The organism is Caulobacter sp. Root487D2Y (genome assembly GCF_001427165.1).
Lineage (GTDB): Bacteria > Pseudomonadota > Alphaproteobacteria > Caulobacterales > Caulobacteraceae > Caulobacter.
The window spans coordinates 229,825-254,811 of the sequence record NZ_LMFD01000013.1 but is presented as its reverse complement, the minus strand read 5'-3'; the positions used below and the strand labels follow the sequence as shown (position 1 = coordinate 254,811).

The 24,987-nt window shown below is 68.5% G+C and carries 23 protein-coding genes; 10 read left to right on the top strand and 13 right to left on the bottom strand.

The window, feature by feature from the left end:
• Positions 1–8: 8 nt before the first annotated feature.
• Positions 9–794, bottom strand: coding sequence for a PhoH family protein (locus tag ASD38_RS20135; protein WP_156390807.1), 786 nt, complete (start codon positions 792–794; stop codon positions 9–11).
• Between the two features lie 315 nt (positions 795–1,109).
• Here ASD38_RS20135 and ASD38_RS20130 point away from each other — a divergent pair, with 315 nt between their 5' ends.
• The 4 genes from ASD38_RS20130 (at position 1,110) to ASD38_RS20115 (ending at position 6,283) form a co-directional block, all read left to right on the top strand.
• Positions 1,110–1,640, top strand: coding sequence for a gamma carbonic anhydrase family protein (locus ASD38_RS20130; RefSeq protein ID WP_056442582.1), 531 nt, complete (start codon positions 1,110–1,112; stop codon positions 1,638–1,640).
• 74 nt (positions 1,641–1,714) lie between these two features.
• Positions 1,715–3,796, top strand: a complete 2,082-nt coding sequence (locus ASD38_RS20125) for an ATP-binding protein (RefSeq protein WP_156390806.1) — start codon at positions 1,715–1,717, stop codon at positions 3,794–3,796.
• Between the two features lie 87 nt (positions 3,797–3,883).
• Positions 3,884–4,534: a glutathione S-transferase family protein gene (locus tag ASD38_RS20120; protein ID WP_056462863.1), complete on the top strand. Its 651-nt coding sequence runs from the start codon at positions 3,884–3,886 to the stop codon at positions 4,532–4,534.
• A gap of 84 nt (positions 4,535–4,618) precedes the next feature.
• Positions 4,619–6,283 (top strand): choline dehydrogenase, encoded by a 1,665-nt coding sequence (locus ASD38_RS20115; protein WP_056462860.1) that lies wholly within the window; start codon positions 4,619–4,621, stop codon positions 6,281–6,283.
• Positions 6,284–6,396: 113 nt separating this feature from the next.
• Here the strand turns inward: ASD38_RS20115 and ASD38_RS20110 are convergent, their stop codons facing one another.
• Positions 6,397–6,945: a PAS domain-containing protein gene (locus tag ASD38_RS20110; RefSeq protein WP_056442595.1), complete on the bottom strand. Its 549-nt coding sequence runs from the start codon at positions 6,943–6,945 to the stop codon at positions 6,397–6,399.
• Between the two features lie 186 nt (positions 6,946–7,131).
• On the opposite strand from ASD38_RS20110, the gene ASD38_RS20105 reads away from it, so the two are divergent.
• Positions 7,132–8,046 carry a hypothetical protein gene (locus ASD38_RS20105; RefSeq protein WP_056442597.1) on the top strand — a complete coding sequence of 305 codons (915 nt, stop codon included), beginning with the start codon at positions 7,132–7,134 and terminating at the stop codon, positions 8,044–8,046.
• Positions 8,047–8,117: 71 nt separating this feature from the next.
• Here ASD38_RS20105 and ASD38_RS20100 read toward each other — a convergent pair whose 3' ends face one another.
• The 3 genes from ASD38_RS20100 to ASD38_RS20090 form a co-directional block, all read right to left on the bottom strand.
• A complete protein-coding gene (locus ASD38_RS20100; protein WP_056462856.1) occupies positions 8,118–8,615 on the bottom strand; it encodes an HXXEE domain-containing protein in 498 nt (165 codons plus the stop codon).
• 75 nt (positions 8,616–8,690) lie between these two features.
• Positions 8,691–9,521 carry a serine O-acetyltransferase gene (gene cysE, locus ASD38_RS20095; protein WP_056442604.1) on the bottom strand — a complete coding sequence of 277 codons (831 nt, stop codon included), beginning with the start codon at positions 9,519–9,521 and terminating at the stop codon, positions 8,691–8,693.
• Between the two features lie 111 nt (positions 9,522–9,632).
• Entirely contained in the window at positions 9,633–10,241 is a 609-nt protein-coding gene (locus tag ASD38_RS20090) for an NUDIX domain-containing protein (RefSeq protein ID WP_056462853.1), read from the bottom strand.
• Between the two features lie 160 nt (positions 10,242–10,401).
• Between ASD38_RS20090 and ASD38_RS20085 the strand changes: the two genes are divergently transcribed.
• Complete coding sequence (locus tag ASD38_RS20085) at positions 10,402–11,019, top strand: nitroreductase family protein (RefSeq protein ID WP_056462850.1); 618 nt, start codon at positions 10,402–10,404, stop codon at positions 11,017–11,019.
• Positions 11,020–11,347: 328 nt separating this feature from the next.
• Positions 11,348–14,155: a TonB-dependent receptor gene (locus tag ASD38_RS20080; RefSeq protein ID WP_235523908.1), complete on the top strand. Its 2,808-nt coding sequence runs from the start codon at positions 11,348–11,350 to the stop codon at positions 14,153–14,155.
• Between the two features lie 65 nt (positions 14,156–14,220).
• Here the strand turns inward: ASD38_RS20080 and queF are convergent, their stop codons facing one another.
• Positions 14,221–14,676, bottom strand: coding sequence for a preQ(1) synthase (queF, locus tag ASD38_RS20075; RefSeq protein WP_029907399.1), 456 nt, complete (start codon positions 14,674–14,676; stop codon positions 14,221–14,223).
• A 70-nt stretch (positions 14,677–14,746) separates the two neighbouring features.
• Here queF and ASD38_RS20070 point away from each other — a divergent pair, with 70 nt between their 5' ends.
• Together ASD38_RS20070 and ASD38_RS20065 are read left to right on the top strand one after the other, a co-directional pair.
• On the top strand, positions 14,747–15,571 hold the full coding sequence (locus ASD38_RS20070) for an SDR family NAD(P)-dependent oxidoreductase (protein WP_162250239.1): 825 nt from the start codon (positions 14,747–14,749) through the stop codon (positions 15,569–15,571).
• A 255-nt stretch (positions 15,572–15,826) separates the two neighbouring features.
• Complete coding sequence (locus ASD38_RS20065; RefSeq protein ID WP_056442615.1) at positions 15,827–16,543, top strand: TorF family putative porin; 717 nt, start codon at positions 15,827–15,829, stop codon at positions 16,541–16,543.
• Positions 16,544–16,614: 71 nt separating this feature from the next.
• On the opposite strand, the gene ASD38_RS20060 is transcribed toward ASD38_RS20065, so the two are convergent.
• From ASD38_RS20060 to ASD38_RS20045, 4 genes are all read right to left on the bottom strand, one after another.
• Positions 16,615–17,880 (bottom strand): MFS transporter, encoded by a 1,266-nt coding sequence (locus ASD38_RS20060; RefSeq protein WP_056462844.1) that lies wholly within the window; start codon positions 17,878–17,880, stop codon positions 16,615–16,617.
• Entirely contained in the window at positions 17,880–20,279 is a 2,400-nt protein-coding gene (locus ASD38_RS20055; protein WP_056462840.1) for a TonB-dependent siderophore receptor, read from the bottom strand. Before ASD38_RS20055 ends, ASD38_RS20060 begins: the two co-directional genes overlap by 1 nt.
• 294 nt (positions 20,280–20,573) lie before the next feature.
• Positions 20,574–21,299, bottom strand: coding sequence for a GntR family transcriptional regulator (locus ASD38_RS20050; protein ID WP_442856979.1), 726 nt, complete (start codon positions 21,297–21,299; stop codon positions 20,574–20,576).
• A 200-nt stretch (positions 21,300–21,499) separates the two neighbouring features.
• Positions 21,500–22,312, bottom strand: coding sequence for a MetQ/NlpA family ABC transporter substrate-binding protein (locus ASD38_RS20045; RefSeq protein ID WP_056462839.1), 813 nt, complete (start codon positions 22,310–22,312; stop codon positions 21,500–21,502).
• Between the two features lie 165 nt (positions 22,313–22,477).
• On the opposite strand from ASD38_RS20045, the gene ASD38_RS20040 reads away from it, so the two are divergent.
• On the top strand, positions 22,478–22,726 hold the full coding sequence (locus ASD38_RS20040) for a hypothetical protein (protein ID WP_156390805.1): 249 nt from the start codon (positions 22,478–22,480) through the stop codon (positions 22,724–22,726).
• Positions 22,727–22,897: 171 nt separating this feature from the next.
• Here the strand turns inward: ASD38_RS20040 and ASD38_RS20035 are convergent, their stop codons facing one another.
• The 3 genes from ASD38_RS20035 to ASD38_RS20025 are packed head-to-tail and all read right to left on the bottom strand — an operon-like array spanning position 22,898 to position 24,936.
• On the bottom strand, positions 22,898–23,263 hold the full coding sequence (locus ASD38_RS20035; protein WP_056442631.1) for a hypothetical protein: 366 nt from the start codon (positions 23,261–23,263) through the stop codon (positions 22,898–22,900).
• A 9-nt stretch (positions 23,264–23,272) separates the two neighbouring features.
• Complete coding sequence (locus ASD38_RS20030) at positions 23,273–23,938, bottom strand: methionine ABC transporter permease (RefSeq protein ID WP_056442634.1); 666 nt, start codon at positions 23,936–23,938, stop codon at positions 23,273–23,275.
• The gene (locus ASD38_RS20025) at positions 23,935–24,936 is read right to left on the bottom strand and encodes a methionine ABC transporter ATP-binding protein (protein WP_056442635.1); all 1,002 of its coding nucleotides are present in this window, start codon (positions 24,934–24,936) and stop codon (positions 23,935–23,937) included. Before ASD38_RS20025 ends, ASD38_RS20030 begins: the two co-directional genes overlap by 4 nt.
• Positions 24,937–24,987 lie beyond the last annotated feature (51 nt).

The window sequence follows — 24,987 nt, the reverse complement described above, 5'->3', positions numbered from 1 at the left end:
TCGTCAGCTCAAAGGACGCCCAGCATCTCGGCGACCAGCGGGTGACGGACGATGTCGCGGTCGGCCAGGCGGACCACCGCGATGTTCTCGACAGGCTCGAACTTCGCCGAGACCTCGGCCAGGCCCGAAATGCCCGGCAGCAGGTCCGACTGGTTCGGGTCGCCGGTCACCACCATCGTCGAGTTCCAGCCCAGGCGGGTCAGCAGCATCTTCAACTGCATGTAGGTGCAGTTCTGGGCCTCGTCGATCACCACGAAGGCGTTGTTCAGGGTGCGGCCGCGCATGAAGCCGACCGGAGCGATCTCGATCGCGCCCTCGGCCATCAGGGCGCGCATCCGCTTGACCGACAGGCGGTCGCTGAGCGCGTCATAGAGCGGGCGCAGATAGGGGGCCAGCTTGTCCTCCATGTCGCCCGGCAGGTAGCCGATCGACTCGCCGGCCTCGACGGCGGGACGCGACAGCACGATGCGGCCGACCTTGCCGGCTTCCAGCGCCTCGACGGCCTTGGCGATGGCGATGTAGGTCTTGCCGGTGCCGGCCGGACCCAGCGCCATGACCAGGTTCTTGGTGTCGATCGCCTCCATCAGCCCGGCCTGACCGGGCGATTTGGGTTTGATCGTTTTGAGGTAACTCTGATCCCGATCCTCATGCCCCGGAGTCCCAAGCGGCGACCAGGCGCTGCGATGCTCCACCGGCAGGCGACGCACCTTGGCGTCGTCGTCGTAACGGCCAGCGTCGTTCGCGCCTTCGCGCACCATCCGCTTGAGAGCTCGCTTGGTCATGTAAGCCTCCATTCAGGCATGAAAAAAGGACGTGGCCGAATGGCGACGTCCTTGGAGCAGGTGGGGAGGAGATAAACGGAGACGCGAGCGCGGCCGGGCGGTTCGGAGCTTGCCCCCGAAGGCGGTAATGTACGCCCAAACCCCAAAACCGACACCCAAGGTCTCCGTTACCGGGAGGCCGCGTTCGGCGATCGAGCGCGGCTCGGATACGAGAAGAATGACTCCCGATGTGGGAGTGTTCCCCCTCGAATCGCACAAATACAATGGGGCGAGCATGGTTTACGACTCGTTAAGGCTTTGCCCAAATTTAGAACACGAGGTGTACGGATGACTGTCTATTCCCTGGGCGCCACAAATCCCTCGCTTCCCCCGGAAGGCGAATATTGGATCGCTCCCAGTGCCTCGGTGATGGGAAATGTCATCATGCGGAAGAACTCAAGCATCTGGTGGGGTGCTATAGTTCGCGGCGACAACGATCCGATCGAGATCGGCGAGAACAGCAACGTTCAGGATGGGTCAGTACTGCACACCGACATCGGCAGCCCGCTGACCATCGGGGCCAATGTGACGATCGGCCACATGGTGATGCTTCACGGCTGCACGATCGGCGACGGCTCGCTGATCGGCATCGGCTCGATCATCCTCAACGGGGCCAGGATCGGGAAAAACTGCCTGATCGGGGCCGGCGCCCTGATCACCGAGGGCAAGGTGATCCCCGACAATTCGATGGTCGTGGGCGCGCCGGGCAAGGTGATCCGCGAGATCGGCGAACAGCACGCCCTCGGGCTGCAGGCCTCGGCGCTGCACTATGTCGAGAACTGGAAGCGCTATCGAACCGAGCTGACGCGCGTGGACTAGGGCGTCGGCGACCCGACTTAACAAAATACCGACGGTTTATGAGGCACGCTCGGGCCATGGCCTGGGAAAAGCGTATGGCGGCGAGCCCGAGACGACGTTGGAATCCCGCGCACGGACGCCTGGCGGTCCTGACGCTCGTCTACGCGGGGTGCATGGCCTACGGCCTGTTCCTGGCCGGGGCGGCGCAACACATCCCGACGATCTGGACCGCCAACGCCGTGCTGATCGCCGGCCTGCTGATCCTCAACCGCCGGCAAGGCCTGGCCCTTCTGGGCCTGACCGCCGTGCTGCACGTGGTCCTGGAGCTGTCGGTCGGCGACCCGCCGCGGTTCGTGCTGAGCGTCACCCTGCTCGACGTCCTGCAGACGGCGGCGACGGCGGCCCTGCTGCGGCTGATGCGCCTGCCGATCCGTGTGCGCTCGATGCCCGGCCTACTGGTCCTGATGGCCGTCGCGACGGCCTTGACGGCCGCGACCTCGATCGTCGTCAACGGCCTGCTGTCGATGAGCTTCGGCGGCCCGTTCTGGCGGAGCTGGAGCGAATGGACGACGTCCAACGTGCTGGGCGTGGCCATCGCCCTGCCGACCCTGCTGATCCTGTTCGACCGCCGACACCGCGAGGGCTTTCGCGTCGGCCCGCTGGAATCGGTGCTGGTCCTGGCTTTGGTGCTGGCCACCGCCGTGACCGTGTTCACCGCCGACACCGCCCTGCAGGTGCTGCTGTTCGCGCCCGCCCTGCTGGCGGTGTTCCGCGGCGGGCCGCGAGCGGCGGCGGTGCTGGTGACCGGGTCGCTGGCGGCGACCATCCCGGCGATCCTGCACAAGACCGGGATGGACCCCGTCGCCGCCGCGCGGCCCTTGCGCGAGGCCCAGATCTTCCACCTGGTGCTCTACGCCGTCTGCCTGGCCGCCGCCCTGGCGCTGAGCCGGCAAACGCGGCTGCAGGCCCTGCTGGTCCGCCGTCAGGCCGTGGCGCGCGCCGCCCAGGCCAAGGCCCAGGCCGCCAATCAGGCCAAGTCGGACTTCCTGGCCACCATCAGCCACGAGATCCGCACCCCGCTCAACAGCATCCTGGGCTTCGCCGCCCTGGTCAGCGACGACGCCGGCCTGTCGCCGGAAAACCGCCGCCGCCTGGACCTGGTCGAACGCGCCGGCCGTTCCCTGGCCGAGATCGTCAACGATCTTCTGGACTTCGCCAAGGTCGAGGCCGGCCGCCTGGACCTGACGCTGACCCCCGTCTCGCCCGCCGATCTGCTGCGCGACGCCGTCGCCATCGTGGCGCCGGCCGCCCAGGCCAAGGGCCTGGTCCTGTCGGCGCGGGTCGAGACGGTCGGCGACGGCGACGAGGCCGCGCTGCTGGCCCTCGACGAAACCCGCTTGCGCCAGGTGCTGCTGAACCTGCTCACCAATGCGCTGAAGTTCACGGCCCAGGGCCAGGTCGACGCGCGGCTGACGATCGGCCCGGGTCCCGGCGATCTGCGCTTCGAGGTCAGCGACACGGGGATCGGCATCGCGCCCGAGGTCCAGACCCGTCTGTTCCAGCGCTTCAGCCAAGCCGACAGCTCGATCAGCCGCTGCTATGGCGGCGCCGGGCTGGGCCTGGCGATCAGCAAGGCGCTGGTCAACCGGATGGGCGGCGAGATCGACGTCGCCAGCACGTCCGGCGAGGGCTCGCGATTCTGGGTGACGCTGTCGGCGCAGGTCGTCGCGGCGGCGGTCGCGGAGGCCGAACCGGCCCAGCTCGAGGCGCGCCGTCCAGCCCGCGTGCTGCTGGTCGACGACCATCCGATGAACCGCGAACTGGGCCACGCCCTGCTGACCCTGGCCGGCTGCGAGGTGTCCACCGCCGACGACGGCGTCCAGGCCCTGGCGGCCGCGCGCCTGGGCGACTTCGACCTGATCCTGATGGACGTGCACATGCCGGGCATGGACGGCCTGGCCGCCGCGCGCGCCATCCGCGGCCTGCCCGGCCCGCGGGGCGGGGTGCCGATCATCGCCCTCAGCGCCGACGCCCTGCCCGAGCAGATCGTCCGCTGCCGCCAGGCCGGCATGAACGACCACGTCGCCAAGCCGATCCGGCGAGAGGAGCTGCTGGCGGCGGTTTCGCGGGCGCTGGAGCCGGAAGAAACCGCTCCGGCGCGAGCCGGCGGGGCCTGAGGGCCGGCGCGGCAAAAAAATCCGAGCGCATGTCGTGGAGCCGTCCGGTCGTTCGTCGTTACGATACCAAGAGCCGGGAGAACGACGATGAGCCCCACCATCACCGCCTTCAAGACTTCGCCCGATCGCGGCCGGGGGCTGGCGCGCGACATGTCGGTTCGCTGGGCGCTCGAAGAGGTCGGCCGACCCTACGACGTGCGCCTCGTCACCTTCCCGGAAATGAAGGAGCCCGCTCATCGCGCGATCCAGCCCTTCGGGCAGATCCCCACCTATGAGCAAGACGATCTCGTCCTGTTCGAGTCCGGCGCCATCGTGCTGCATGTCGCCGAGCGTCATCCGGGGCTGCTGCCGGACGACGCGAACGGCCGCGCGCGGGCGATCGCCTGGATGTTCGCCGCGCTCGTCACGATGCAGCCGCCGATCGTCGAGCACGGCATGGCCACGCTGTTCGAACGCGAAAAGCCCTGGTTCGAGGAACGCCTGTCCGGTCTCGAACAGCAGGTCCGCGTTCGGCTGAGCGATCTTTCCAACCGGCTTGGCGACGCCGAATGGCTCGACGGCGCGTTCAGCGCCGGCGACATCGCGATGGTGACGGTGCTGCGCAGATTGGGCTCGTCAGGCCTGGTCCAGGACTATCCGAACCTGGCGGCCTACGTCGCCCGCGGCGAGGCGCGGCCCGCCTTCAAACGCGCCTTCGACGCCCAATTGGCGGTGTTCGCCGCCGCGTCGGGCGGCTGACGTAACGGCCTCTTGCCGCCTGACCAAACCCGCGTCACTCTCTGGCTTAACAACGATAACAAACCAGGGAGGCGACGTCGGGCCATGGCCAGCACGCGCTACGACTACGTCATCATCGGCGCCGGCTCGGCCGGCTGCGTCCTGGCGGCCCGGCTGACCGAGGACTCGAACGTCAAGGTCCTGCTGCTGGAGGCGGGCGGCAAGAACACCTCGATCCTGGTCAAGATGCCGGCCGGGGTCGGCGAGCTGATCAAGGCCAAGGGCGACCAGAACTGGGGCTTCTGGACCGAGGCCGAGCCGCATCTGAACGACCGCAAGCTGTGGTGGCCGCGCGGCAAGGGCCTGGGCGGCAGCTCGGCCATCAACGGCATGATCTACATCCGCGGCCATGCGCGCGACTATGACCAGTGGCGGCAGATGGGCTTGTCGGGCTGGTCCTACGCCGAGGTCCTGCCCTACTTCAAGCGCTCGGAGACCCACCACGGCGGCGGCGACGCCTATCATGGCGGGTCGGGGCCGCTGCACGTCTCGCACGGCGAGTCCAAGAGCCCGTTCTATCCGACCCTGATCGAAGCGGGCCGCCAGGCGGGCCACGCGACGACCAAGGACTTCAACGGCTACCAGCAGGAGGGCTTCGGGCCCTACGACCTGACCATCCGCGACGGCAAGCGCTGGAGCGCGGCGGCGGCCTATCTGACGGCGGCCCTGACCCGGCCGAACCTGACCTGCGTGACCGAGGCCCGCACCACCCGCATCCTGATCGAGAACGGCAAGGCGATCGGCGTCGAATACGTGGTCGGGACCAATCCGGACCGCCTCGTCGCCCATGCCGACGCCGAGGTGCTGCTCAGCGCCGGCGCCGTGCAGTCGCCGCACATCCTGCAGCTGTCGGGGATCGGCGATCCGGATGATCTGCGGGCCCAGGGCATCGCGGTGACCCACGCGGCCAAGGGCGTCGGCGCCAATCTGCAGGACCACCTGGACGTCTGCCTGTCATGGACGACCAAGAACATGGTCACCGCCTATTCGGCCAACAAGGGCCTGAAGAAGCTGAGCACGGGCCTGTCCTACATGCTGATGGGCAAGGGCCTGGGCCGTCAGCAGTTCCTTGAGAGCGGGGCGTTCCTCAAGTCGCGTCCCGACCTCGACCGCCCCGATCTGCAGATCCACGGCGTGCTGGCGATCATGCAGGACCACGGCAAGACCCAGGTCGAGAAGGACGGCTTCACCCTGCACGTCTGCCAGCTCCGTCCGGAGAGCCGGGGCAAGGTGGGCCTGCGCTCGGCCGATCCGTTCGACGATCCAACCATCCTGGCCAACTACCTGGCCACCGACGAAGACCGCCGCGCCGTCCGCGAGGGCGTGAAGATCGCCCGCGAGGTGGTGGCCCAGTCCGCCTTCGATCCCTATCGCGAGGCCGAATACGCGCCGGGCGCCGACATCAAGAGCGACGCCGACATCGACGCCTGGATCCGGACCAAGGCCGAGACCATCTACCACCCGGTCGGCACCTGCCGGATGGGCGCGGCGGGCGATCCGCTGGCGGTGGTCGACGACCAGCTTCGGGTGCAGGGGATCGCCGGCCTGCGCGTGATCGACGCCTCGGTCATGCCCACCCTGATCGGCGGCAACACCAACGCCCCGACCATCATGATCGCCGAACGCGCCTCGGACCTGATCCGCGGCAAGGCGACCTTGCCGGCGCTGGACGTGCCGGTGTTCGAGGACGGGCGGTCGGCGGCGGCATAGCCTAAAAGACAATGGGAAGGGGTCGCCCTGCGGCGCCCCCTTCCCATCAACGGCGCGCCCCCAACGCGCCGCCCTTTCCGTCCCCCCCGGCACGGAAAAGCTCGTGAATTTCTCTAGGCGATAAGCCGCCCGTGCAGCGTCGCCAGCCGCAGCCGCGGCGATTCCTCGTTGGCCGGACCCAGGCACTGGATCTTGCGGACGCCCAGCTCCGAGGCCGGCCGGCCCATCAGGCGCTGGATCATGGCGATGGGCTGGTAAAGGCCCAGGAAGCGGTCGGTCTGGCCGTCGGCGCCGACCATCGGAGCCAGCAGCACCTCCATGCCCACCGACGGCGCGCCGATCGAGCGGATGTCGGCGGTGATCACGACGGGCTCGCCCCGGCGGCGCGCGACCTCCAGGGCCGACTTGACCTCCAGGCGATGCGACAGCGCCCAGAAGCCCAGGGCGTCCTCGCCGCGCAGGTCGCGGGCGTGCAGATCGGTGACGAAGCCGCCGGCCAGCCGCACCGGATAACGGCCCTTGGGGTCGCGTCCAAGGATGAACACCTGCGGCAACAGATCGAGGAAATCACCCGGATTGACGCTGGCTCGCGCGGGCACGCCGTCGTCGACGGCCTTGCCACGCCAATAGTCTATCAACCGTTCCGTGCTTGGATGGAACATCGTCGTTCCCCTCGCGGGCTCACTCACGGTCCCTTTTCGACCGCACCGAGCTTGCAAGGAGAACCGGGCCACCCCCTGGACCGTGCCGTCCTGGGACAGTTTCCCGGCGGAGCGGCGGCCATGGCGTGAAACTTGCTTGGCTTCGGCCAGGCGACGCGCCGGCGTGTCGTGAAGGGAAAGAGGCCTATGAAGGCGCCGAAAATGACCTTGCCCAAGCTGTGGATCAGCCTGGCGGCCGGCCTCGTTGGAGGACTGGGCGCGCTGATGCTGGGCGGGGCCGCCTACGCCCAATGCTGCGCGCCGCCGCCGCCCTGCTGCGCGCCGCCGCCGGCCCCGCCGCGTCCGCCCACCCCGCCCAGCTGCAACACCTGCGGCGGCGGCCACAACGTCTATGTGCCCGGCATCAACATCCATGTCGGCGGCTCGGTCGTCGTCAACGCCAGCGCCTCGGCCACCAGCACCGCCGTGGCCGGCGCCGGGGCGGGCGCGGGCGCCGGCGCCGGCGCTTCGGCCGGCTCGACCGTCTATTACGGCGGCGGCACGCACGGCGGCTACTATTCCGGCCCGGTCTCGACCGGCTACATCCAGGGCCTGAACGTCGAGGGCGGCGAGGCGCGCCGCCGCGCGTCCTACGAAGCCACCCGCACCAAGTTCAAGCGCGTGGTCATCCGCGCCGTCTGTCTCGACGACCGCGACGTGCCCCACCCCGCCTCGCAGGTCACCCCCGACCGCGAGATCGGCAGCGGCTACGACGGCGAGCTCTATCGCTGCATCGCCGGGTCGCGCATGCAGTACGTGATCGGCGGCTACGAAGGCTCCAGCGAAAGCAATTTCGCCGGCGAGACCTATATCTGCGGCAAGAACGACGCGCTCTACTACGCCCCCGGCGCCCAAGGGGGCACCGTGGCCTGCCGGCCGCAGAAACCGGCCCGCGACTGCAACGAGCGCTCGCTGCTGCGCCGCTACGGGGCCGGCGTGAAGATCCTGACCATGCTGACCACCGAGAAATACACCGACTATCGCGAGGAGACGGTGCGCGAGCAGTCGAGCTCCAGCCTGAGCCTCAGCCTCGACGGCGGCGTGGGCGGGGTGGTGTACTAGTCCTCCACGCCCTGGAGACGATCAAGGGCCGCTCCTCCGGGAGCGGCCCTTTTTGCTGGGCGGGACGGCCGTCAGACGGCGAAGTGGAACAGTCCGCACCAGATCACCAAGCCCATCAGCCCCGCGCCGAGGGCGGTCGCCGCCAGGAAGGCGCGCGGGGTCAGCAGGCGTTCGCCCAGCGCGAGCTGGGCGACGACCAGCGAAATCGGAACATACAGCAGGGCCGCCGTGACCAGGCCCGGCGAATACCGGTCCAAGGCCTGGGTCAGAACGACGTGGAACAGCGCGTCCCAGAACAGGTTGCCGCTGGACCACACGATCAGCAGGAAGGTCGCCAGCCGGGACTTGGAGACGGCGGTCCAGACCACCAGCGCCAGCAGGATCGCCATGAAGGCGGCGTTGTTCAGCGCGAAGGCCAGATCGTTCATCTCGCCGCCGACGACGTGCGTGACCCAGGCCGCGAAACCGCCTCGGTGCTCCTCGACGATATGCAGCGCATAGGCCGCCGGCATCAGCCAGATCAGACGGTGAAAGCGCGGCGATCGCGCTGAAGCCACGGTGTCCGTCATGCCTTCCTCCCCTCGGAACGACGGTTCGCCTCTAGACGAGGCGTCTCCGGAAGGCAAATCGGCGCGCAGAGAGGATCAGATCACGTAGTCATAGACCACGTCGGCCAGCGTATGGTCCATCGTCCGGGCCGGCTCGTCGCAGGTGGGACAATTGACGATCCGGGCGGGCACGCCGGCGGCCGTGCAGTGCGGCGGCACGGGCTTGAGCACCACCGAGCCCGAGGCGATCTTGGCGTAGTCGCCGATCGTGATGTTGCCCAGCACCTTCGAGCCCGCGCCCAGCAGGACGCCGCGGCCGATCTTGGGGTGGCGGTCGCCGCGCTCGGCGCCGGTGCCGCCCAGGGTCACGCCGTGCAGCATCGAGACGTCGTCGCCGACCACCGCGGTCTCGCCGATGACGATGCCGGTGCCGTGGTCGATGAACACGCCCTGGCCGATGCGGGCGGCCGGATTGATGTCGACCTGGAAGACCTCGCTGGCCCGGCTCTGCAGGTAGAAGGCCAGGGTCTCGCGGCCCTGGGCCCACAGCCAGTGCGACACGCGATGGGTCTGCAGGGCCAGGAAGCCCTTGAAGAACAGGAACGGCTGGACATAGCCCTTGGTGGCCGGGTCGCGCTCGAACACCGCCATCAGGTCGGCCTCGGCGGCGGCGACCAGCGACGGATCGCTTTCAAAGGCGTCGGCGGCGAATTCGCGGGCGGTCATGGCCCGCATCTCCTGGTCGCCCAGCTTGCGCGCCAGCTGGAAGGTCAGGGCGTCGGCCAGGTTGTCGTGGCTGAGGATCACGGCGTTGAGCAGCGAAGCCAGGGCCGGCTCGGCCTTGGCGGCATGTTCGGCCTGATTGCGCAGCGCGGCCCAGACGGGCGGCGTGGCTTCCTGCGTCACGACCTCTAGATGCTTGGCCACCGGGATCTCCCTCGCCTACGTCTCTTATAGAGCATCCTTTTTGGAAATGCTCCAGACGCTCTTCGATTTCAACGGCCAAGCCGCGAAACCGTTCGCCATTTAGGAACGCGCCTAAGCCAGCACAAGTCGCGCCAGGTCGGCCGGCAGCTCGCCCTTCACCGCCATATGGTGCACCCGAAGCAGTAAAGCCACTGTCAAAGAGTCCGGCATGTGGCCGGACACCGCCGCGTCGAGGGCTTCCCCGAACGGGACGCGGACCGCCGCCAGGTCCTCGGTCTCGTCCGGCGCCTTGGCCGTCGACGTCAGGTCCAGGGCCAGATAGCCGTGGCAGAACTCGTCGGTGATCGAGTTGGACAGCTCCATGGTCAGGATCAGGCGCCAGTCGGCGGCCTCCAGACCGGCCTCTTCGGCCAATTCGCGCTTGGCGCCGTCCAGCGGATCCTCGTCCAGCGGCGCGCCGCCTTCGGGGATCTCCCAACTGTAGTTGTCGCACGGAAAGCGGTTCTGGCCCACCAGGGTGACCGTGCCGTCGGCATGCAGCGGCACGATCCCGATCGCCCGGTTCTTGAACCCGACCTTGCCATAGAGCGCCGGCCGGCCGGTGGGGGCGACGGCCTGATATTCGGTCAGGGTGATCCAGGGATTGTCGTAGACGAGCGTTTCGCTGGTCACGCGCCACGGCGTCCCGTGCGGCTTCAACCAGGTCGGTTTATCGGTCATGCGAGCGGCTCGCGGCTTGTGGCGGCCGAGGCTCGGCCATAGGTGTGCTGGCTCTAGAGCATTTTCGAGCGAAGTGGATTCCGGTTCGCGTGAAGAAAATGCGCCAAACAAAAAATCTGGAGACCGGAACGGTCTCCGGGCCTGGTTCCTGGAGGTCGTCTTGACCGGTTTCGTTCCCCCTGCCCCCGAATTTGGCGAAGTGCTGCCGATCGAGCCGTCGCAGGCGGTGCTGGACTTCCTGGCCAAGCGGCGCTCGGCGTCGGCCATGAGCCTGACCGGGCCGGGTCCCGACGACGCCCAGTTGGCCGATCTGCTGCGCCTGGCCGCCCGGGTGCCCGACCACGGCAAGCTGTCGCCCTGGCGGTTCGTGATCCTGCGGGGCGCGGCCAAGGACGTCTTCGCCGAGAAGATCACCGCCCTGGCCGACAGCCAGGCCAATCCGGTCAAGGCTAACGCGGCGCTGCGCAAGCTGACCCGGCCGCCGGTCGCCGTGGCGGTGATCTCGCGCTACATCCCCGGCGAGATCCCCGAATGGGAGCAACGCCAGAGCGCCTCCGCCGTCTGTCAGCAGATGCTGCTGGCCGCCGCCGCCATGGGCTGGGGCGCCAACTGGATCACCGACTGGTATTCCTATGACCCGCGCGCCAAGGCCGTTCTCGGCGTCGCGGACGGCGAGCTGGTGGCGGGCTTCCTCTATCTGGGAACCTCGACCGAGGCCCCGCAGGAGCGTGCGCGGCCCGACGTGGCGGCGATCACCACCGAATGGTCAGCTGACTGAGCATCCCATCGCCCGCTGTTGCGTTTCCGCATCGGTCCGGCGTCTTTGTCCGGGCGATTTCCGCCCCGAAATGGCAGATGACGCGGTAGAATCGCCACCAGCCTAGTCTTTAGTCCCAAGGCGTGGGACTTGTTGAGTGCAAGCTTCGTCATGCATCAGCCATGACATCGAATGTAACAGTCCTGCATCAAATCGGCCTTAAGCATCGTAACTTGTCATCTGGCCTTGTGTTGCCTAAGGCCAAGCTCGACCATGTCTGCGTATCTACACGCCGACCAAAACTTTTCGGCCGACGGGGTTTATGACGCTCTCTCTGTTAATTCTCGGCATGACCGCCGCCATCGAAGGCGCGCCCGAAGCCGCGCCCGCGCAGCAGCAACCGGCGGCTCAGGTCCAGCAGACGCCGCAGCAGCCCGCGGGGGCCGAAGTCGACCCGTACGCCGCCGAGGTCGACGCGGTCGAGGTCGTGGCCGGCAAGCCGCGCGGCTCGGTCGAGGGCGACGTCAAGCCCGACCTGACGCTCAACGCCGCCCAGATCCGCGCCTACAGCGCCGGCAGCATCTCGGAGCTGATGGCCTTCCTCGAGCCGCAGCTGCGCACCAGCTCGAGCCGGGGCGACGGCCAGCCGGTGGTCCTGATCAACGGTCGCCGCACCTCGGGCTTTCAGGAAGTCCGCGACATCCCGCCCGAAGCCATCGAGCGCATGGAGATCCTGCCCGAGGCGGTGTCCCTGACCTACGGCTACCGCGCCGACCAGCGGGTGGTGAACTTCGTTCTGCGCCGCCGCTTCCGCGCCCTGACCAACGAAGCCGGCCTGAAAGGCGCGACAGCGGGCGGGCGCACCAGCGCCGACCTGCAGAGCACGCTCTTCCGCGTTCAGGGCGACCAGCGCTGGCTGTTCAACGGCAAGCTCTCGCACGACACGCCGCTGTTCGAGACCGAGCGCGACATCGTGCGGACGCCGTCGGGCCAGCCCTACGACCTGACCGGCAACGTCACCGGACTCAGGGCCCCGGCCAACGACCCCAACAGCACCCTCACCGGTTTCCTGCCGATCGACCCGGCCCTGACCGCCCTGGTCGGGGCGCCGGTCACCATCACGCCCGTGCCCGCCTCGGCGGCGCTCGGCGCGCCGACCCTGGCCGATTTCGCCGCCGACGCCGGATTGCCGGCCGTCGACGACCTAACGTCCTGGCGCAGCCTGGCGCCGGAGAACACCACCGCCAGCCTGACCGGCGCGGTCACCCGCCCGCTCGGCAAATCGTCGATGGCCACGATCACCGGCGGCTTCGACGACACCAGCACGCTCAGCTATCTGGGCCTGCCCGGCATCCGCGTGGTCGTGCCCGACGGCAATCCGTTCTCGCCGTTCACCCAGGACGTCCAGCTCTTCCGCTACGCCGACGACTACGTCTCGATGACCCGCAAGGTCGACACCCAGAAGGCCACCGCGACGGCGGCGGCCAACGGCCGGATCAAGGACTGGCGCTGGACCGCCACCGGCGGCTACGTCTATTCGACCAGCGAAACCACCACCGGGCGCGGCCTGGACGCGTCGGCCTTCGCGGCCGGGGTCGCGGCCGGCGACCCGACGCTCAATCCGTTCGGCAACATCCCGTCGCAGCTGCTGGCCCGGACCTCGCCCGACACCGCCCACTCGACCTCGAACAACGCCAACGGCGAGGTGGTCCTGGTCGGGACGCTTCTGCGGGCTCCGGCCGGCAAGGTGTCGACCACCTTCAAGGCCGGCGCCAACACCCAGAACCAGGACTCGCGGAGCACCCGCGCGGGTTTGGTGGTCGATCGCGACATTTCGCGCACCAGCGGCGACCTCCAGGCCAGCATCAGCGTGCCGATCGCCAACCGCGCCCAGGGCGTGCTGCCGTTCCTGGGCGACCTGTCGGTCAACTTCAACGGCCAGTACGAGGAGGTCTCGGACTTCGGCGGCCTGACCACCCTGGGCGCCGGCGCCAACTGGACGCCGATCGATCCGGTCAGTTTCATCCTCAGCTACAGCGACGACCAGGGCGCCCCCAGCGCCTCGCAACTGAACGATCCGATCCTCTCGACGCCGAACGTCTCGATCTTCGACTTCAAGAACAATCGGACCGTGCTGGCCACGCGCATCGAAGGCGGCAACCCGAACCTGCTGTCCGACAGCCGGCAGGTGGTGAGGCTGGGCGTCAACATCAGGCCCTTGCCCAGGGACGCCAAGACCAACCTGCAGATCAACGCCAACTACACGGCCACGCGGGTCGACGATTCGACCAACAACTTCCCGGCCATCACCGCCGACATCGAGCAGGCCTTCCCCGACCGGATCCGCCGCGACGCCGACGGCAATCTGATCTCCGTCGACTCCCGGCCGGTGAACTACGCCAAGACCGAGCAGCAGCAGGTTCGCTGGGGCTTCAACCTGTCGCGGCCGTTCGGCCAGCCGCGCCCAGGGGGCTTCCAGTTCCCAGGCCGCGGTGGGGGCGGCCCGCCTCCCGGCCCGCCCCCCGGCGGCGGTCCTGGCGCGAGCGGCGGTGGAGGCGGCGGGGGCGGCGGCTTCCGTGGCGGCGCCGGTTTCCGTGGCCCGCGGCCCGGCCAGGGCCAATTCCAGGTCTCGCTCTATCACACCTGGAAACTGCGGGACGAGATCACCATCCGCGACGGCCTGCCGATCATCGATCGCCTGAACGGCGGCTCGGGCGCGAGCCCCGAGCATGAGGTCCAGCTCCAGGCCGGCGTCTCCAAAAGCGGCATGGGCGCTTTCCTGAACGGCAGCTGGCGCAGCGGTTATCGTCTCAACGGCGCGAGCGCGGACAAGGATCTGTTCTTCGGCGACCTGTCGACCGTCAGCCTGAACCTGTTCGCGGACCTGTCGGCGCGACCCGACCTGCTGCGGGCCCATCCGTGGCTGCGCGGCGCGCGGGTGCAGCTCCAGGCCCAGAACCTGTTCGACACCCGCCAGGACGTCCACGACCGCCTGGGCCTCACGCCCCAAGCCTATCAGCCCGACTATCGCGACCCGATCGGCCGGACGGTGCGGATCAGCTTCCGCAAGTTGATCGGCCCGGCGCGCCCCGTGCAACCGCCGGGCCGGCGACCGCCCGCGGTCCCGACCCCGCCGCCGGCGCCGCCTCCACGCTAGGCGCAAGGAAAAAGGGGCGCGTCCGCCTGGACGCGCCCCTCTTCATTTCGGCGTTCGCGAGCCGATCAGCCGCGGCCGCGATAGGGCGCCACGCCCTGGTCGGGAACCCACAACCCCTCCGGCGCGGGGCCGGTCTGCCAGAACACGTCGATGGGAATGCCGCCGCGCGGATACCAGTAGCCGCCGATCCGCAGCCAGCGCGGCTGGGCGATCTCGACGATCTTGCGGCCGATCTTGACCGTGCAGTCCTCGTGGAACGAGCCGTGGTTGCGGAAGCTGGTCAGATAGAGCTTCAGCGACTTGCTCTCGATCAGCCAGTCGCCCGGCGCATAGTCGATCACCAGATGCGCGAAATCCGGCTGGCCGGTCACCGGGCACAGCGAGGTGAATTCCGGGGCCACGAAGCGGGCCAGATAGGTCACGTCGCTCTGCGGGTTGGGCACGCGCTCGAGAACGGCCTGGTCGGGGCTGGCGGCGGGCTCAACCACCTGGCCCAGCTGGGTCACATGAAGTTCGGTCATGGGCGGTCATCTAGGCCCCGCGCCCCGACGAGACAAGCGCGCGCGACGTCGCTATCGTCGCATCAAACAGATGTTGGGACAGGAAGACGCCATGAGCGGACGCGATTTCGACGGCTTCACGGTGGTGGTCACCGGCGCCTCCACCGGCCTGGGCCGGGCCATGGCGGTGGAGACCGCGCGGCGCGGCGCGGCCCTGGTGGTCGTCAACTTCGCCAGCAGCGCGCGGGAGGCCGAGGAGACCGCGCGGCTGATCGAGGCCGAAGGCTCCAAGGCCGTCCTGGTCCAAGGCGACGTGGCCCAGGACGCCGACTGTCGCCGCATCGCCCAGGCGGCGGCCGGCACGGGCCGAATCGACGCGCTGTTCAACAATGCGGGGGTGACCAAGTTCGCCCCCAACCACGCCGACCTCGACGCGGTCGACGCCGAGGACTTCCTGCGGCTCTACGCGGTCAATGTGGTGGGCGCCTTTCAGATGGTGCGCGCCGCCCGCAGCCTGCTGGAGGCCGCGCCCCAGCCGGGCGCCGTGGTCAACACCGCCTCGATCGCCGGCGTGGTCGGCAACGGCTCGTCGGTGCCCTACGCGGCCTCCAAGGGCGCCCTGACGACCATGACCCTGTCGCTGGCCCGGGCCCTGGCGCCGCGGATCCGCGTGAACGCCGTCTGCCCGGGATTCATCGACACCCCGTGGTTCGGCAAGGCCATGGACGCCGAACGCGTCGATCGTCTGCGCGCCGGCGCGGCCGCCGCCACGCCTCTGAAGGTCGCCTCGACCGCCGAGGACATCGCCGGGTCCGCGGTGTTCCTGGCCTCCCCCGACTCGCGGCACATCACCGGCGAAACGCTGTTGGTGGACGCCGGACTGCACTTGGGCGGAGCGAGTCTAGCGATGCGCTAAAGCCGCAGGTAAAGCTCAAACAAACGATCCTTTGACACTGTGGCGCCCAACGCCACTTCTGAAGCAAAATCGTCACACTTCGCCCATTCTTTGTGCCAAGGGCGCCGTTTGTGCTGGCGATTTGACCACTGTGATTGCAACTAGGGCGCAGCCGACAACTATTCCTGTTGTGCCCAAACACGCTTGCAGGCGTCGCTGGACGTCGAAGGCTCCACACCCTTCGGTCGGCAAAACGAAATCAAGGGGATAGAACACATGAAGTTTCTGAAACTGGCGCTGGTCGCCGCCGCTGCTTCGGTCGCCATGAGCGGCGCCGCGATGGCTGAAGAGCTGAAGCTCTCGTACAATGTTGGCGTGGCCAGCGACTACATCTTCCGCGGCATCAGCAACACCAACAACAAGGGCCAGATCTTCGGCGGCATCGACGCCACCTACGGCATCGGCTATGCGGGCGTCTGGACCTCGAACGTCGACTTCGGCACCCCGAACCCCGACCAAGAAATCGACGTCTACGCCGGCGTGAAGCCGGTCGTGGGCGACGTGAACCTGGACCTCGGCGTGGTCTACTACGGCTACACCAAGGACAAGAACGGCATCCCGGGCTCGTACAGCTACTTCGAAGTCAAGGCCGCCGCCTCCAAGGCGTTCGGTCCCGCTACGTTCGGCGTCGCCGGCTACTATTCGCCGGAGTTCCCGTCGGACGGCGGTGAAGCCATCTACGTCGAAGCCAACGGCTCGGCCCCGATCGGCGAAAAGCTGACCCTGAGCGGCGCCGTGGGCTTCCAGACCGTCGACGCCGACGGCTACTTCTCGGGCGTGGAAAACGACTACGTCACCTGGAACCTGGGCGTCTCGGCCGCGATCACCGACCACCTGACCGCCGACCTGCGCTACTCGGACACCGACAGCCACGACTTCGGCAAGAGCCTCTACGGCTCGGCCGTGACCGTGTCCCTGAAGGCCGCGTTCTAAGCTTAAAGCTTCCAAAGACCGGAAAAGGCCGTCCCGACCTCGTCGGGGCGGCCTTTTCTTTTGCGCGCCGCTCAGCGCGCCTTCACGGGCGGCCGCATGAACAGCGCCGCCAGGAACACCACCGCCGTCAGGGCCGCGAACAGCAGGAAGGCCGGGGTGAACGAGCCGACGCGGTCGCGGATGGCGCCGCCGATGAACGGCCCCGCGGCCGACACCGCCCCGACCAGACAGGTCAGGGAGAACAGCTCGACATTGTTGCGCCGGCCAAAATAGTTCAGCAGCAGCAGGCTGACGGCCAGAACGGTCAGGCCGAAGCCGACCCCGACGCCGACCGCGTACAGCGTCAGCAGCCATGGCGTCGTGGCGCGCGACAGGGCCAGCAGCCCGACCACCAGCAGACCCTGGGCGAACACCAGCAGCCAGCGCGGGTCGATCCGGTCGCCGATCGCCCCGCCCCCCAGCCGCGCGATCACCTGCATCCCGCCCTCCAGGCTGAGCATGCCCGCCGCCACCGCGCCGGCGACGCCCAGCTGGGTCAGGTGGGCCTGGGTCAGGCTGGCGGCGCTGATGCCCGCCAGCAGGTGGCTGAAATAGGCGGCCAGCAGCACGTAGAACTGCGGCGTGCGCACCGCGTCTCGGACGCTCCACTCGTGATCGGTGTGATAGACGCCGGAAGGCGTCTTGCCCGCCTTGGCCTCGGCGTCCAGCTCCCGGTCCAGGGCGGCGCCGGCCTGCTCCAGCCAGCGCGGCCCGCCGACGGCCACGGCGCAGGCCAGACCGACCAGGCCGACGACCGCCGCCTGCAGCGCCCAGTAGAGCCGCCAGTCGTTGTGGGTGGCGCCAAGAACGCTGACCACCATCCACGGCCCCGCCACCCCGCCCAGGGCCCCAAAGGTGAAATAGATTCCGAACGGCAGGGCCCGTTCCTTGAAGATCGCCGACAGCACGTGGGTGCCGGGAATCAGGGCCGCCATCTGGAAGCCGATCCCGCAGAGGGCCGTGCCCAGGAAATAGATCGGCAGGGCGTGAACCCGCGACAGGCAGGCCAGCCCCCCCGCCATCACCGCCACGCCCACCAGGATCGCGCCGCGCACCCCGATCCTGCGGATCAGCAGCGCCGGAAGCCAGGACGACAGGCCGGTGAACACCCCCAGGATCGTGAAGCCCAGGAACGCGTGCTCCCAGCTCCAGCCCAGCTCCGGAACCATGGCCGGGATCACCACGCCCAGCGACGAATAGGTCGCCGCCGTGATCAGGAACAGCAGCAGGCTGAAGACGGCGACAAGGAGCCACGGGCGCCAGTGGGTCGCGGCGCGGGAGATCGACAGCTCGGTCATCAGAACGTCCGCTTCAGGGTCACGCGCCATTCTCGCCCCTTGCCGGGCAAGGCCGCGAGATTGGCATAGGTGTCGGCGTCCGGGGTGAAATAGAGCGTGTCGAACAGATTATCGACGTTGAGCTCGGCGGTGTACGGCCCGCGGGCGATGTAGGCCGAAGCGTTGACCACGGCGTAGGCGGGATAGGTCACCGCGTGCTGCACCGTGCCCGAGGTCTTGGTCACGTGCGTGACGCCCAGGGTCGCCCCGGCCGAGCCCCAGTCGTGCGGATCGCTGGTGTAGGCGCCGTACAGGCTGACCACCGACTTGGGGATCAGGGTGTAGTCGTAGTCGCCCGCCCGGCCCGGCAGGCTGCTGAAGGTCCAGACCACATAGCTGCCGCCATAGCCCTGAGCCCCGGACACCCCAGCCGTATAGGCCGGGATGTACTGGAACGACTGGTCCGGGCCCTTCACCGTGGTGTGCTGGCTGTTGCCGGTGGCCGTGAAGCTCAGATGCTCCGAAGCCAGCCAGCGGATCTCCAGCTCCACGCCCTTGGCCCGCGTGCCCTGCACCACCGGCGTCAGGCCCGACAGCTGGGTGCGGTTCTGGCGATAGCCGGCCAGGGAGCCGACCAGGGTCCCGCGCAGCAGCTGGAACTTCACCCCCGCCTCGGCCAGGTCGCTGTTCGACAGCCACGAGCCGTCGGCGACCAGGCCCGGGGCGATGTCGCCCGCCTGACTGACCTCGAGGGCCGAGGCCTTGGCGTAGCTGACATAGGGCATCAGACCGAGCGGGGTCTGGTAGGTCAGGCTGGCGCTGTAGGTCGCCTTCCCCCGATCGTCGGTCTGGCGGCCCGCAACGGTGAACGGCAGAAAGCCGGTGTCCTCGGCCGCCACATCGTACCAGTCGTAGCGGCCGCCCAGGGTCAGGGTCAGGCGCTGGCCGAACTTGACGTCGCTGGTGAAGAACAGGCCCGTCTGGCGCCAGGTGCTCTTGTTGTCGTTCTCCCAGTCCAGCCCTTGGGCCCCGGCCGGCTCGGTGCTGAACGGACTGTCGATGATGTCGGTGGCCGTCGCGCCATGGCTGATGTCGCGGCGGTCGATGGCGATCATACCGCTGTTGAAGCTCTCGCGCCGGCGGCCGTCGAACGCGCGATAGCTGGCCCCGGCGATGGTCTTGGTCGCCACCCCGCCGAAGTCGCGGGCGAAGGCGTAGCTGGCCCGCGCCTCCCAGACCGAACTGTCGAACCAGGCCGGGTAGCCGTACGAGACGAAGCGCTTGTTTTCCTGGTCGTCATAGAACAGCTGCAGCTTCAGCAGGCTGTCGTCGTCGAACCGCTTGGCCAGGTCGAAATAGAAGGTGTTGGTCCAGGTCTTGGAGAAGTCGGCGCCGCTGACATGGACCGTGCGCGGGTCGAGCTTGGTCGTGCCCACCCCGGTGTCCAGCGTGTGGTTGGCGTCGGTGGCGGGGAAGCCGTAGTACGGAATGTAGAGCGCGCTGCCGTACGGGTAGAAGCCCACCTCGCCCGGGGTCAGCCGGCCGTTGCCGTCGGCGTCGACCAGGGTGGTGTCGCGGCCGGTGGTGTAGGTCCGGTGATCGATCAGGTCCTGGGTCAGGCGGTTCCAGCCCGCCGTCTGAATGTCGCCGGTCGAGTGATAGACCATGCCGCCGAAAGCGGTGCTCCAGCCATTGTTTAGGTCGAAGTCCGCCGAGACCTCGGCCAGCTGCCGCTTGGGATGCAGGCCCCGATAGAAGCTCTTTGAGTCGTCCAGCTCGCCATACGCGTAGACCCCGCCGTCGGCCGATCCCAGCTTGACCGGCAGGGCGACCTGGCCGGTGACGTTCTTCTTGTCATAGGCCCCGAAGGTGGCGGTGATCTCGCCCTTGGGGTCGGTCAGGAACCGCCCCTCGTCGCGCGCCGACTTGGGAATGAAGTTCAGCATGCCGCCGACCTTGCCGGCCCCGTAGATCGGCGTCGGCGGTCCGCGCACGATCTCGATCCGGGCAGCGCCGCCGATCGGGGTCGAGTAGGTGCCGCGGTTCTCGACCCGCTTGAAGCCCCGGAAATAGTTCTCGGCCAGGGTGCCGCGGATGTTGAGCGCGCCGGGCACGCCGTAGAAGCTGGCGGTGTAGGTCCCCGGCGACACCGCCGTCAGGCCGTCGATGGTCTCGATGCCGAACCGTTGCAGCGTGGTGTCGCTGACGAAGCTGGCCGAGCGCGGCGTCTCCAGCAGCGACTTTTCCAGGCCGAACACCGTGGTGCTCGGCTGCTTTTCAAGCAGGCCGGCCTTATCGCGCCCCAGGACGATCACTTCGTCGACGGCGTCGGCCTGGGGCGTATCCTCGGCCAGGGCCTGCCCCGGCGTCAGGACGCCGAAGGTCATGGCGGAGGCCAGCAGGAAGGCGCGGATCGACATCGCGGGAGCTCCAAGGCCCGCCGAGGAAGCGGCGGTGGAGCTAGCAAATGGGATGTTACGCAACGTTCGTCAAAACGTTATGTGACATTTCAGAAGGAATTATATTGAGGCGCCAATTAGGAAAGCAATCAGTGCGGCGGGACGCCCCCTCCGTCACGTCGCTGCTAGCGACGCGCCACCTCCCCCGTTGCACGGGTGAGGAGAAGAACAGCGCCGCATCCTCCTCACCCGCATCGCGGGGGAGGTGGCGCGATGCGAATACGCATCGTGACGGAGGGGGCGTCAGCCGCGCACTCAGCCCTGAACCATCGGCCGGGTCGCTTCCGGCATGATGTTGAGCACGCGCATCATGGCCAGCCTGGCGCCCTCGACGTCGCCCGTGGCGATCACGTCGGCCACCGCGCGGTGCTGCTCGACGTCGGCGATCAGTTCGGCCTCGGTGGCCGCGCCGAACGAGAACACCCAGTAGCGGGCGGCCTTGTGCTGCAGGGGGATGAGGATGCGGGCCAGGGCCAGGTTGCCGCCCGCTCGGGCGACGGCGGCGTGGAAGCGCTGATCCATGGCCACCAGGGCGGGCAGGTTGCGTTCGCGGGCCGCCTGTTCGCCGCCGTCGAAGGCCGCGCGGATGGCCTCGGCCTCGGCCTTGCTGGCGTGCCGGGCGGCCAGGCCCGCGCAGTGCGGCTCGATCAGGGCGCGGGCCTCGTAGCCCTGACGCAGTTCGACCAGGTCGAGCGGGGCGACGGTGGTGCCCGACCGGGCCCGGCGGATGACCAGCCCCTCCAGGGCCAGCCGCCCCAGGGCGTCGCGCACCCCGGCCAGGCCGGCGTCGTAGCGGGCCGCCAGCGACTGCTCGTCCAGGCGCGCGCCCGGCGCCAGGCGGCCCAGGATCAGGTCCAGCAGGATGCGCTCGTAGACCTTGGCCTTCTGCAGGTCGGGCGACCAGTCCTCGAGCCCCGAGGACGAACAGATGTCCAGAACCAGCATCCGGTCGCGGCCCCCAGCGGTTTGGCCGCTGGCCAGGGCGTCGTCAGGGGCCATGAACTGTCGCAAGGCGGGGCTCCGATGGAAAGCGAGCCTGATATGTAAGGTGAAATGTCAGACGGCGCCAGCGAGCGTTCTACTTAAGGGCGTGGATGCTGACGGGGACACACACGCGTTCCCGCGTCTTGCCCAGCAATCACGCACCGTTGGATGCGTGTGTGTCCCCAATCGTTGTCAGCCTAGAACGCCGGCACCACCGCGCCGTGGTACTTCCTCTCCATGAACGCCTTCACCTCGGGCGAGGTCAGGGCCTTGGCCAGCTTCTGGACGCGCGGATCGTCCTTGTTGTCCGGACGAGCGACCAGGTAGTTCACATAGGGGCTGTTCTTGTCCTCGATCAGCAGGGCGTCCTTGGACGGGTCCAGCTTGGCGTCGAGGGCGTAATTGGTGTTGATCACCGCCAGGTCGACCTGATCCAGGGTCCGCGGCAGGGTCGCGCCCTCCAGTTCCTTGAACTTCAGGCCCTTGGGATTGCCGCTGATATCCTTGAGGCTCAGCGATTTCTTGCTGGTGTCCAGCGCGATGACATTGCCCCGGGCGAGCAGGCGCAGGGCCCGGTCCTCGGTGCTGGCGTCGTTGGGGATGGCCACGGTCGCGCCCTGGGGCAGGTCGGCGATGGTCTTGTGGCGATGCGAATAGGCCCCGATCGGCTCGATGTGCACGCCGATCACCGGCACGAGGTTGGTGCCCTTGTCGGTGTTGTACGTTTCCAGGTACGGCAGGGTCTCGAAATAGCTGACGTCCATGCGCTTTTCGGCGACCTGGGTGTTGGGCTGGACGTAGTCGTTGAAGACCTTGACCTCGATCTTCAGCCCCTCGGCGGCCAGCTTCGGCCGGATGAACTCCAAGACCTCGGCGTGCGGGATGGCCGTGGCGGCGACGGTCAGGGTGTCGCCGGCGCTGGCGGCGGGCTTCCTGCCGCAGGCCGTCATTCCCAGGAAAAGGGGGCTCAGCACGGCGAGGCTGACGAGAAGGGCGCGGCGAGCGACCATGAACGGCTCCGTTAAGGCGATTAATCGGGTCGGGTATTGCCCGCTTCCCGTCGGATCGGGAAATCAGTTTTCCTGAACCGGCGCGCAGAGTCTTCAACCATCGTCCTTGGGGATCAATCTTCTCCGAGCCTTGACCTCGCCGCCAAACAGGTCGCCTGGATGAGGATGGCCCGAGAAACCGTCTACATCGTCCAAGCCTACAAGGCCGGCCGCGGCAAGGGCCTGAAGGCCGAGCAGCAGGTCGGCTGCAAGGACGCCGAGGAAGCCCGCCGCAAGGCCGAGCGTCTGGCTCCCATCCGCGAGGGCGTGGTGGCGTTCGCGGCCTCGGCGGACGTCGAGCTGGGGGACTACGACGAGAACCCGGTGATCCTGTTCAAGGCCGGCCGGCTGCCGTTTCCCTTCGACCAGGCTTAAAGACACCCTCTCCCAGAGGGAGAGGGTGGGGCCCGCGCCGAAGGCGTGGGAGGGTGAGGGGTTACACCCTCACCGTTTTCTCAGAGCGCCCTGCCGGCACGCCGTCAAAGGCAGAACCCCCTCACCCTCCCAAGCTTCGCTTGGGTCCCTCCCTCTCCCCATGGGAGAGGGTTATTCGGGATCGTTCGCCGGCTCTTCCGGCCCGGCGATCGTCCAGCTCGACAGGAAGTCGGGGTTCTCGACCGTCTCGCCGCCGCTCAGCGGGTACAGGCCCGGCTTGGCCGCCGTGATGTTCGAGGTCTGGGGCGGCAGGGTCGTGGTGTCGCCATCCTGTGGGCCCAGCAGGTCGAGCAGGATCCCCTCCTCCGCGTGCGCGGTGATCACCACGCCGTAGAACGCCTCGCGCCCCTCCAGCTCGCCGTCGGCGTCCAGGAAGGTCAGGTTGACCAGCATGAGCTTGCCGACCAGGCCCTGGGCGAAGCTTTCGTCCCAGTGTTCGGGCGGCGGGGCGGACAGGATGGGGATGTCGTCGGTCATGGGATCGTTCTAGCGGTGCGAAACCTTCCGCACCACCGCGTCGCCGATCATCTGCAGCGCCTGGACCAGCACCAGCAGCAGCACCACGGTCACCACCATCACGTCGGTCTGGAAGCGCTGATAGCCGAAGCGGATGGCCAGATCCCCCAGACCGCCCGCGCCGACCACGCCGGCCATGGCGGTGTAGGACACCAGGGCGATGGCCGTGACGGTCGCCGCGGCGATCAGGCCCGGCATGGCCTCGGGCAGCAGCGCGCCCAGCACCACCTGTCGGCGCCGGGCGCCCATGGCGAAGCTGGCCTCGATCACGCCCTTGTCCACTTCACGGAGGGCTGTTTCCACCAGGCGGGCGAAGAACGGCGCCGCGCCGACCACCAGCGGCGGGATCGCCCCGGCCACGCCCAGTGAGGTTCCAACCAGGGCCACGGTCAGCGGGATCATTACGATCAGCAGGATCACGAACGGCACCGAGCGCAGGATGTTGATCACCAGCGACAGCACGCCGTTGGCGAGCCGGTTCCGCAGCATCTGTCCCGGTCCCGTCAGGAACAGGATCACGCCCAGCGGCAGGCCCAGCACCACGGTCAGCGCCATCGAGCCGCCCAGCATCGACAGGGTGTCCAGCGTCGCCTGGCCGATCTCGGACCAGTCGATGTTGTCCATGAAGGCGTTCATCGGCCGGCCTCCGTGATCAGATCGACCCGGACGCCGTCGGCCTGGAACCGGGCGATCGCCGCCTCGACGTCGCCGCCCGTCAGCGACAGGGTCAGCTGGCCGTAGGGCGTCTCGCGCAGGCGATGGATGCGGCCGCCCAGGATCGAGTAGTCGACGCCGGTCTCGCGGGCCACCGCGCCCAGGATCGGCTTGTAGGTCGCCTCGCCGCGGAAGGTCAGGCGCACCACGCGGCCGCCGACCACCGCGCCGGCCTCGCCGGGGACCCCGTCGGCCTCCATCACGAACCGCCGGGCCGTGGCGCTGGCCGGGTGCAGGAACACCTCCTCGACCGCGCCGGTTTCGACGACCTTGCCGCCCTCCAGCACCGCCACCCGATCGCAGACGCGGCGCACCACGTCCATCTCGTGCGTGATCAGCACGATGGTCAGGCCCAGTTCGCGGTTGAGGTTGGAGACCAGCTCCAGGATCTGCTCGGTGGTCTCGGGATCCAGCGCGCTGGTCGCCTCGTCGCACAGCAGCACCTTTGGGCCGGTGGCCAGGGCCCGGGCGATGCCGACCCGCTGCTTCTGGCCGCCCGACAGCTGGGCCGGATACTTGCCCGCGAAATCGCTCAGTCCCACCCGCGCCAGCAGCTCGGCGGTGCGCGCCTTGACCTCGGCCTCGGGGCGCCCCGCCAGCTTCAGCGGGAAGGCGACGTTGCCGGCCACGGTCTTGGACGACAGCAGGTTGAAGTGCTGGAAGATCATCCCGACCCGGCGGCGCAGGGACCGAAGCCCCTCGACGCCCAGGGCCGCCACGTCGTCGCCGTCGACCACGACCTTGCCGCCCGAAGGCTTCTCCAGGCCGTTGATCAGCCGGATCAGCGTCGACTTGCCCGCCCCCGACGCGCCGATCACCCCGAACACCTCGCCGGGCGCGACCGACAGGCTGACTCCCGTCAGCGCGGCGCGGTCGCCGGCGCCGGCATAGGTCTTGGAGACGTCTTGGAAGGTGATCACGGGCGGGCTCGGGCGTTATGGAGCGCGAGCATTTAGGCGCTGGCGCTCCAT

Bases quoted from the DNA above. Each gene is read 5' to 3' on its own strand.
- ASD38_RS20135 (WP_156390807.1), bottom strand. From the start codon at position 794: ATGGAGGCTTACATGACCAAGCGAGCTCTCAAGCGGATGGTGCGCGAA.
- ASD38_RS20130 (WP_056442582.1), top strand. From the start codon at position 1,110: ATGACTGTCTATTCCCTGGGCGCCACAAATCCCTCGCTTCCCCCGGAA.
- ASD38_RS20125 (WP_156390806.1), top strand. From the start codon at position 1,715: ATGGCGGCGAGCCCGAGACGACGTTGGAATCCCGCGCACGGACGCCTG.
- ASD38_RS20120 (WP_056462863.1), top strand. From the start codon at position 3,884: ATGAGCCCCACCATCACCGCCTTCAAGACTTCGCCCGATCGCGGCCGG.
- ASD38_RS20115 (WP_056462860.1), top strand. From the start codon at position 4,619: ATGGCCAGCACGCGCTACGACTACGTCATCATCGGCGCCGGCTCGGCC.
- ASD38_RS20110 (WP_056442595.1), bottom strand. From the start codon at position 6,945: ATGTTCCATCCAAGCACGGAACGGTTGATAGACTATTGGCGTGGCAAG.
- ASD38_RS20105 (WP_056442597.1), top strand. From the start codon at position 7,132: ATGAAGGCGCCGAAAATGACCTTGCCCAAGCTGTGGATCAGCCTGGCG.
- ASD38_RS20100 (WP_056462856.1), bottom strand. From the start codon at position 8,615: ATGACGGACACCGTGGCTTCAGCGCGATCGCCGCGCTTTCACCGTCTG.
- ASD38_RS20090 (WP_056462853.1), bottom strand. From the start codon at position 10,241: ATGACCGATAAACCGACCTGGTTGAAGCCGCACGGGACGCCGTGGCGC.
- ASD38_RS20080 (WP_235523908.1), top strand. From the start codon at position 11,348: ATGACCGCCGCCATCGAAGGCGCGCCCGAAGCCGCGCCCGCGCAGCAG.
- queF (WP_029907399.1), bottom strand. From the start codon at position 14,676: ATGACCGAACTTCATGTGACCCAGCTGGGCCAGGTGGTTGAGCCCGCC.
- ASD38_RS20070 (WP_162250239.1), top strand. From the start codon at position 14,747: ATGTTGGGACAGGAAGACGCCATGAGCGGACGCGATTTCGACGGCTTC.
- ASD38_RS20065 (WP_056442615.1), top strand. From the start codon at position 15,827: ATGAAGTTTCTGAAACTGGCGCTGGTCGCCGCCGCTGCTTCGGTCGCC.
- ASD38_RS20060 (WP_056462844.1), bottom strand. From the start codon at position 17,880: ATGACCGAGCTGTCGATCTCCCGCGCCGCGACCCACTGGCGCCCGTGG.
- ASD38_RS20055 (WP_056462840.1), bottom strand. From the start codon at position 20,279: ATGTCGATCCGCGCCTTCCTGCTGGCCTCCGCCATGACCTTCGGCGTC.
- ASD38_RS20045 (WP_056462839.1), bottom strand. From the start codon at position 22,312: ATGGTCGCTCGCCGCGCCCTTCTCGTCAGCCTCGCCGTGCTGAGCCCC.
- ASD38_RS20040 (WP_156390805.1), top strand. From the start codon at position 22,478: ATGGCCCGAGAAACCGTCTACATCGTCCAAGCCTACAAGGCCGGCCGC.
- ASD38_RS20035 (WP_056442631.1), bottom strand. From the start codon at position 23,263: ATGACCGACGACATCCCCATCCTGTCCGCCCCGCCGCCCGAACACTGG.
- ASD38_RS20030 (WP_056442634.1), bottom strand. From the start codon at position 23,938: ATGAACGCCTTCATGGACAACATCGACTGGTCCGAGATCGGCCAGGCG.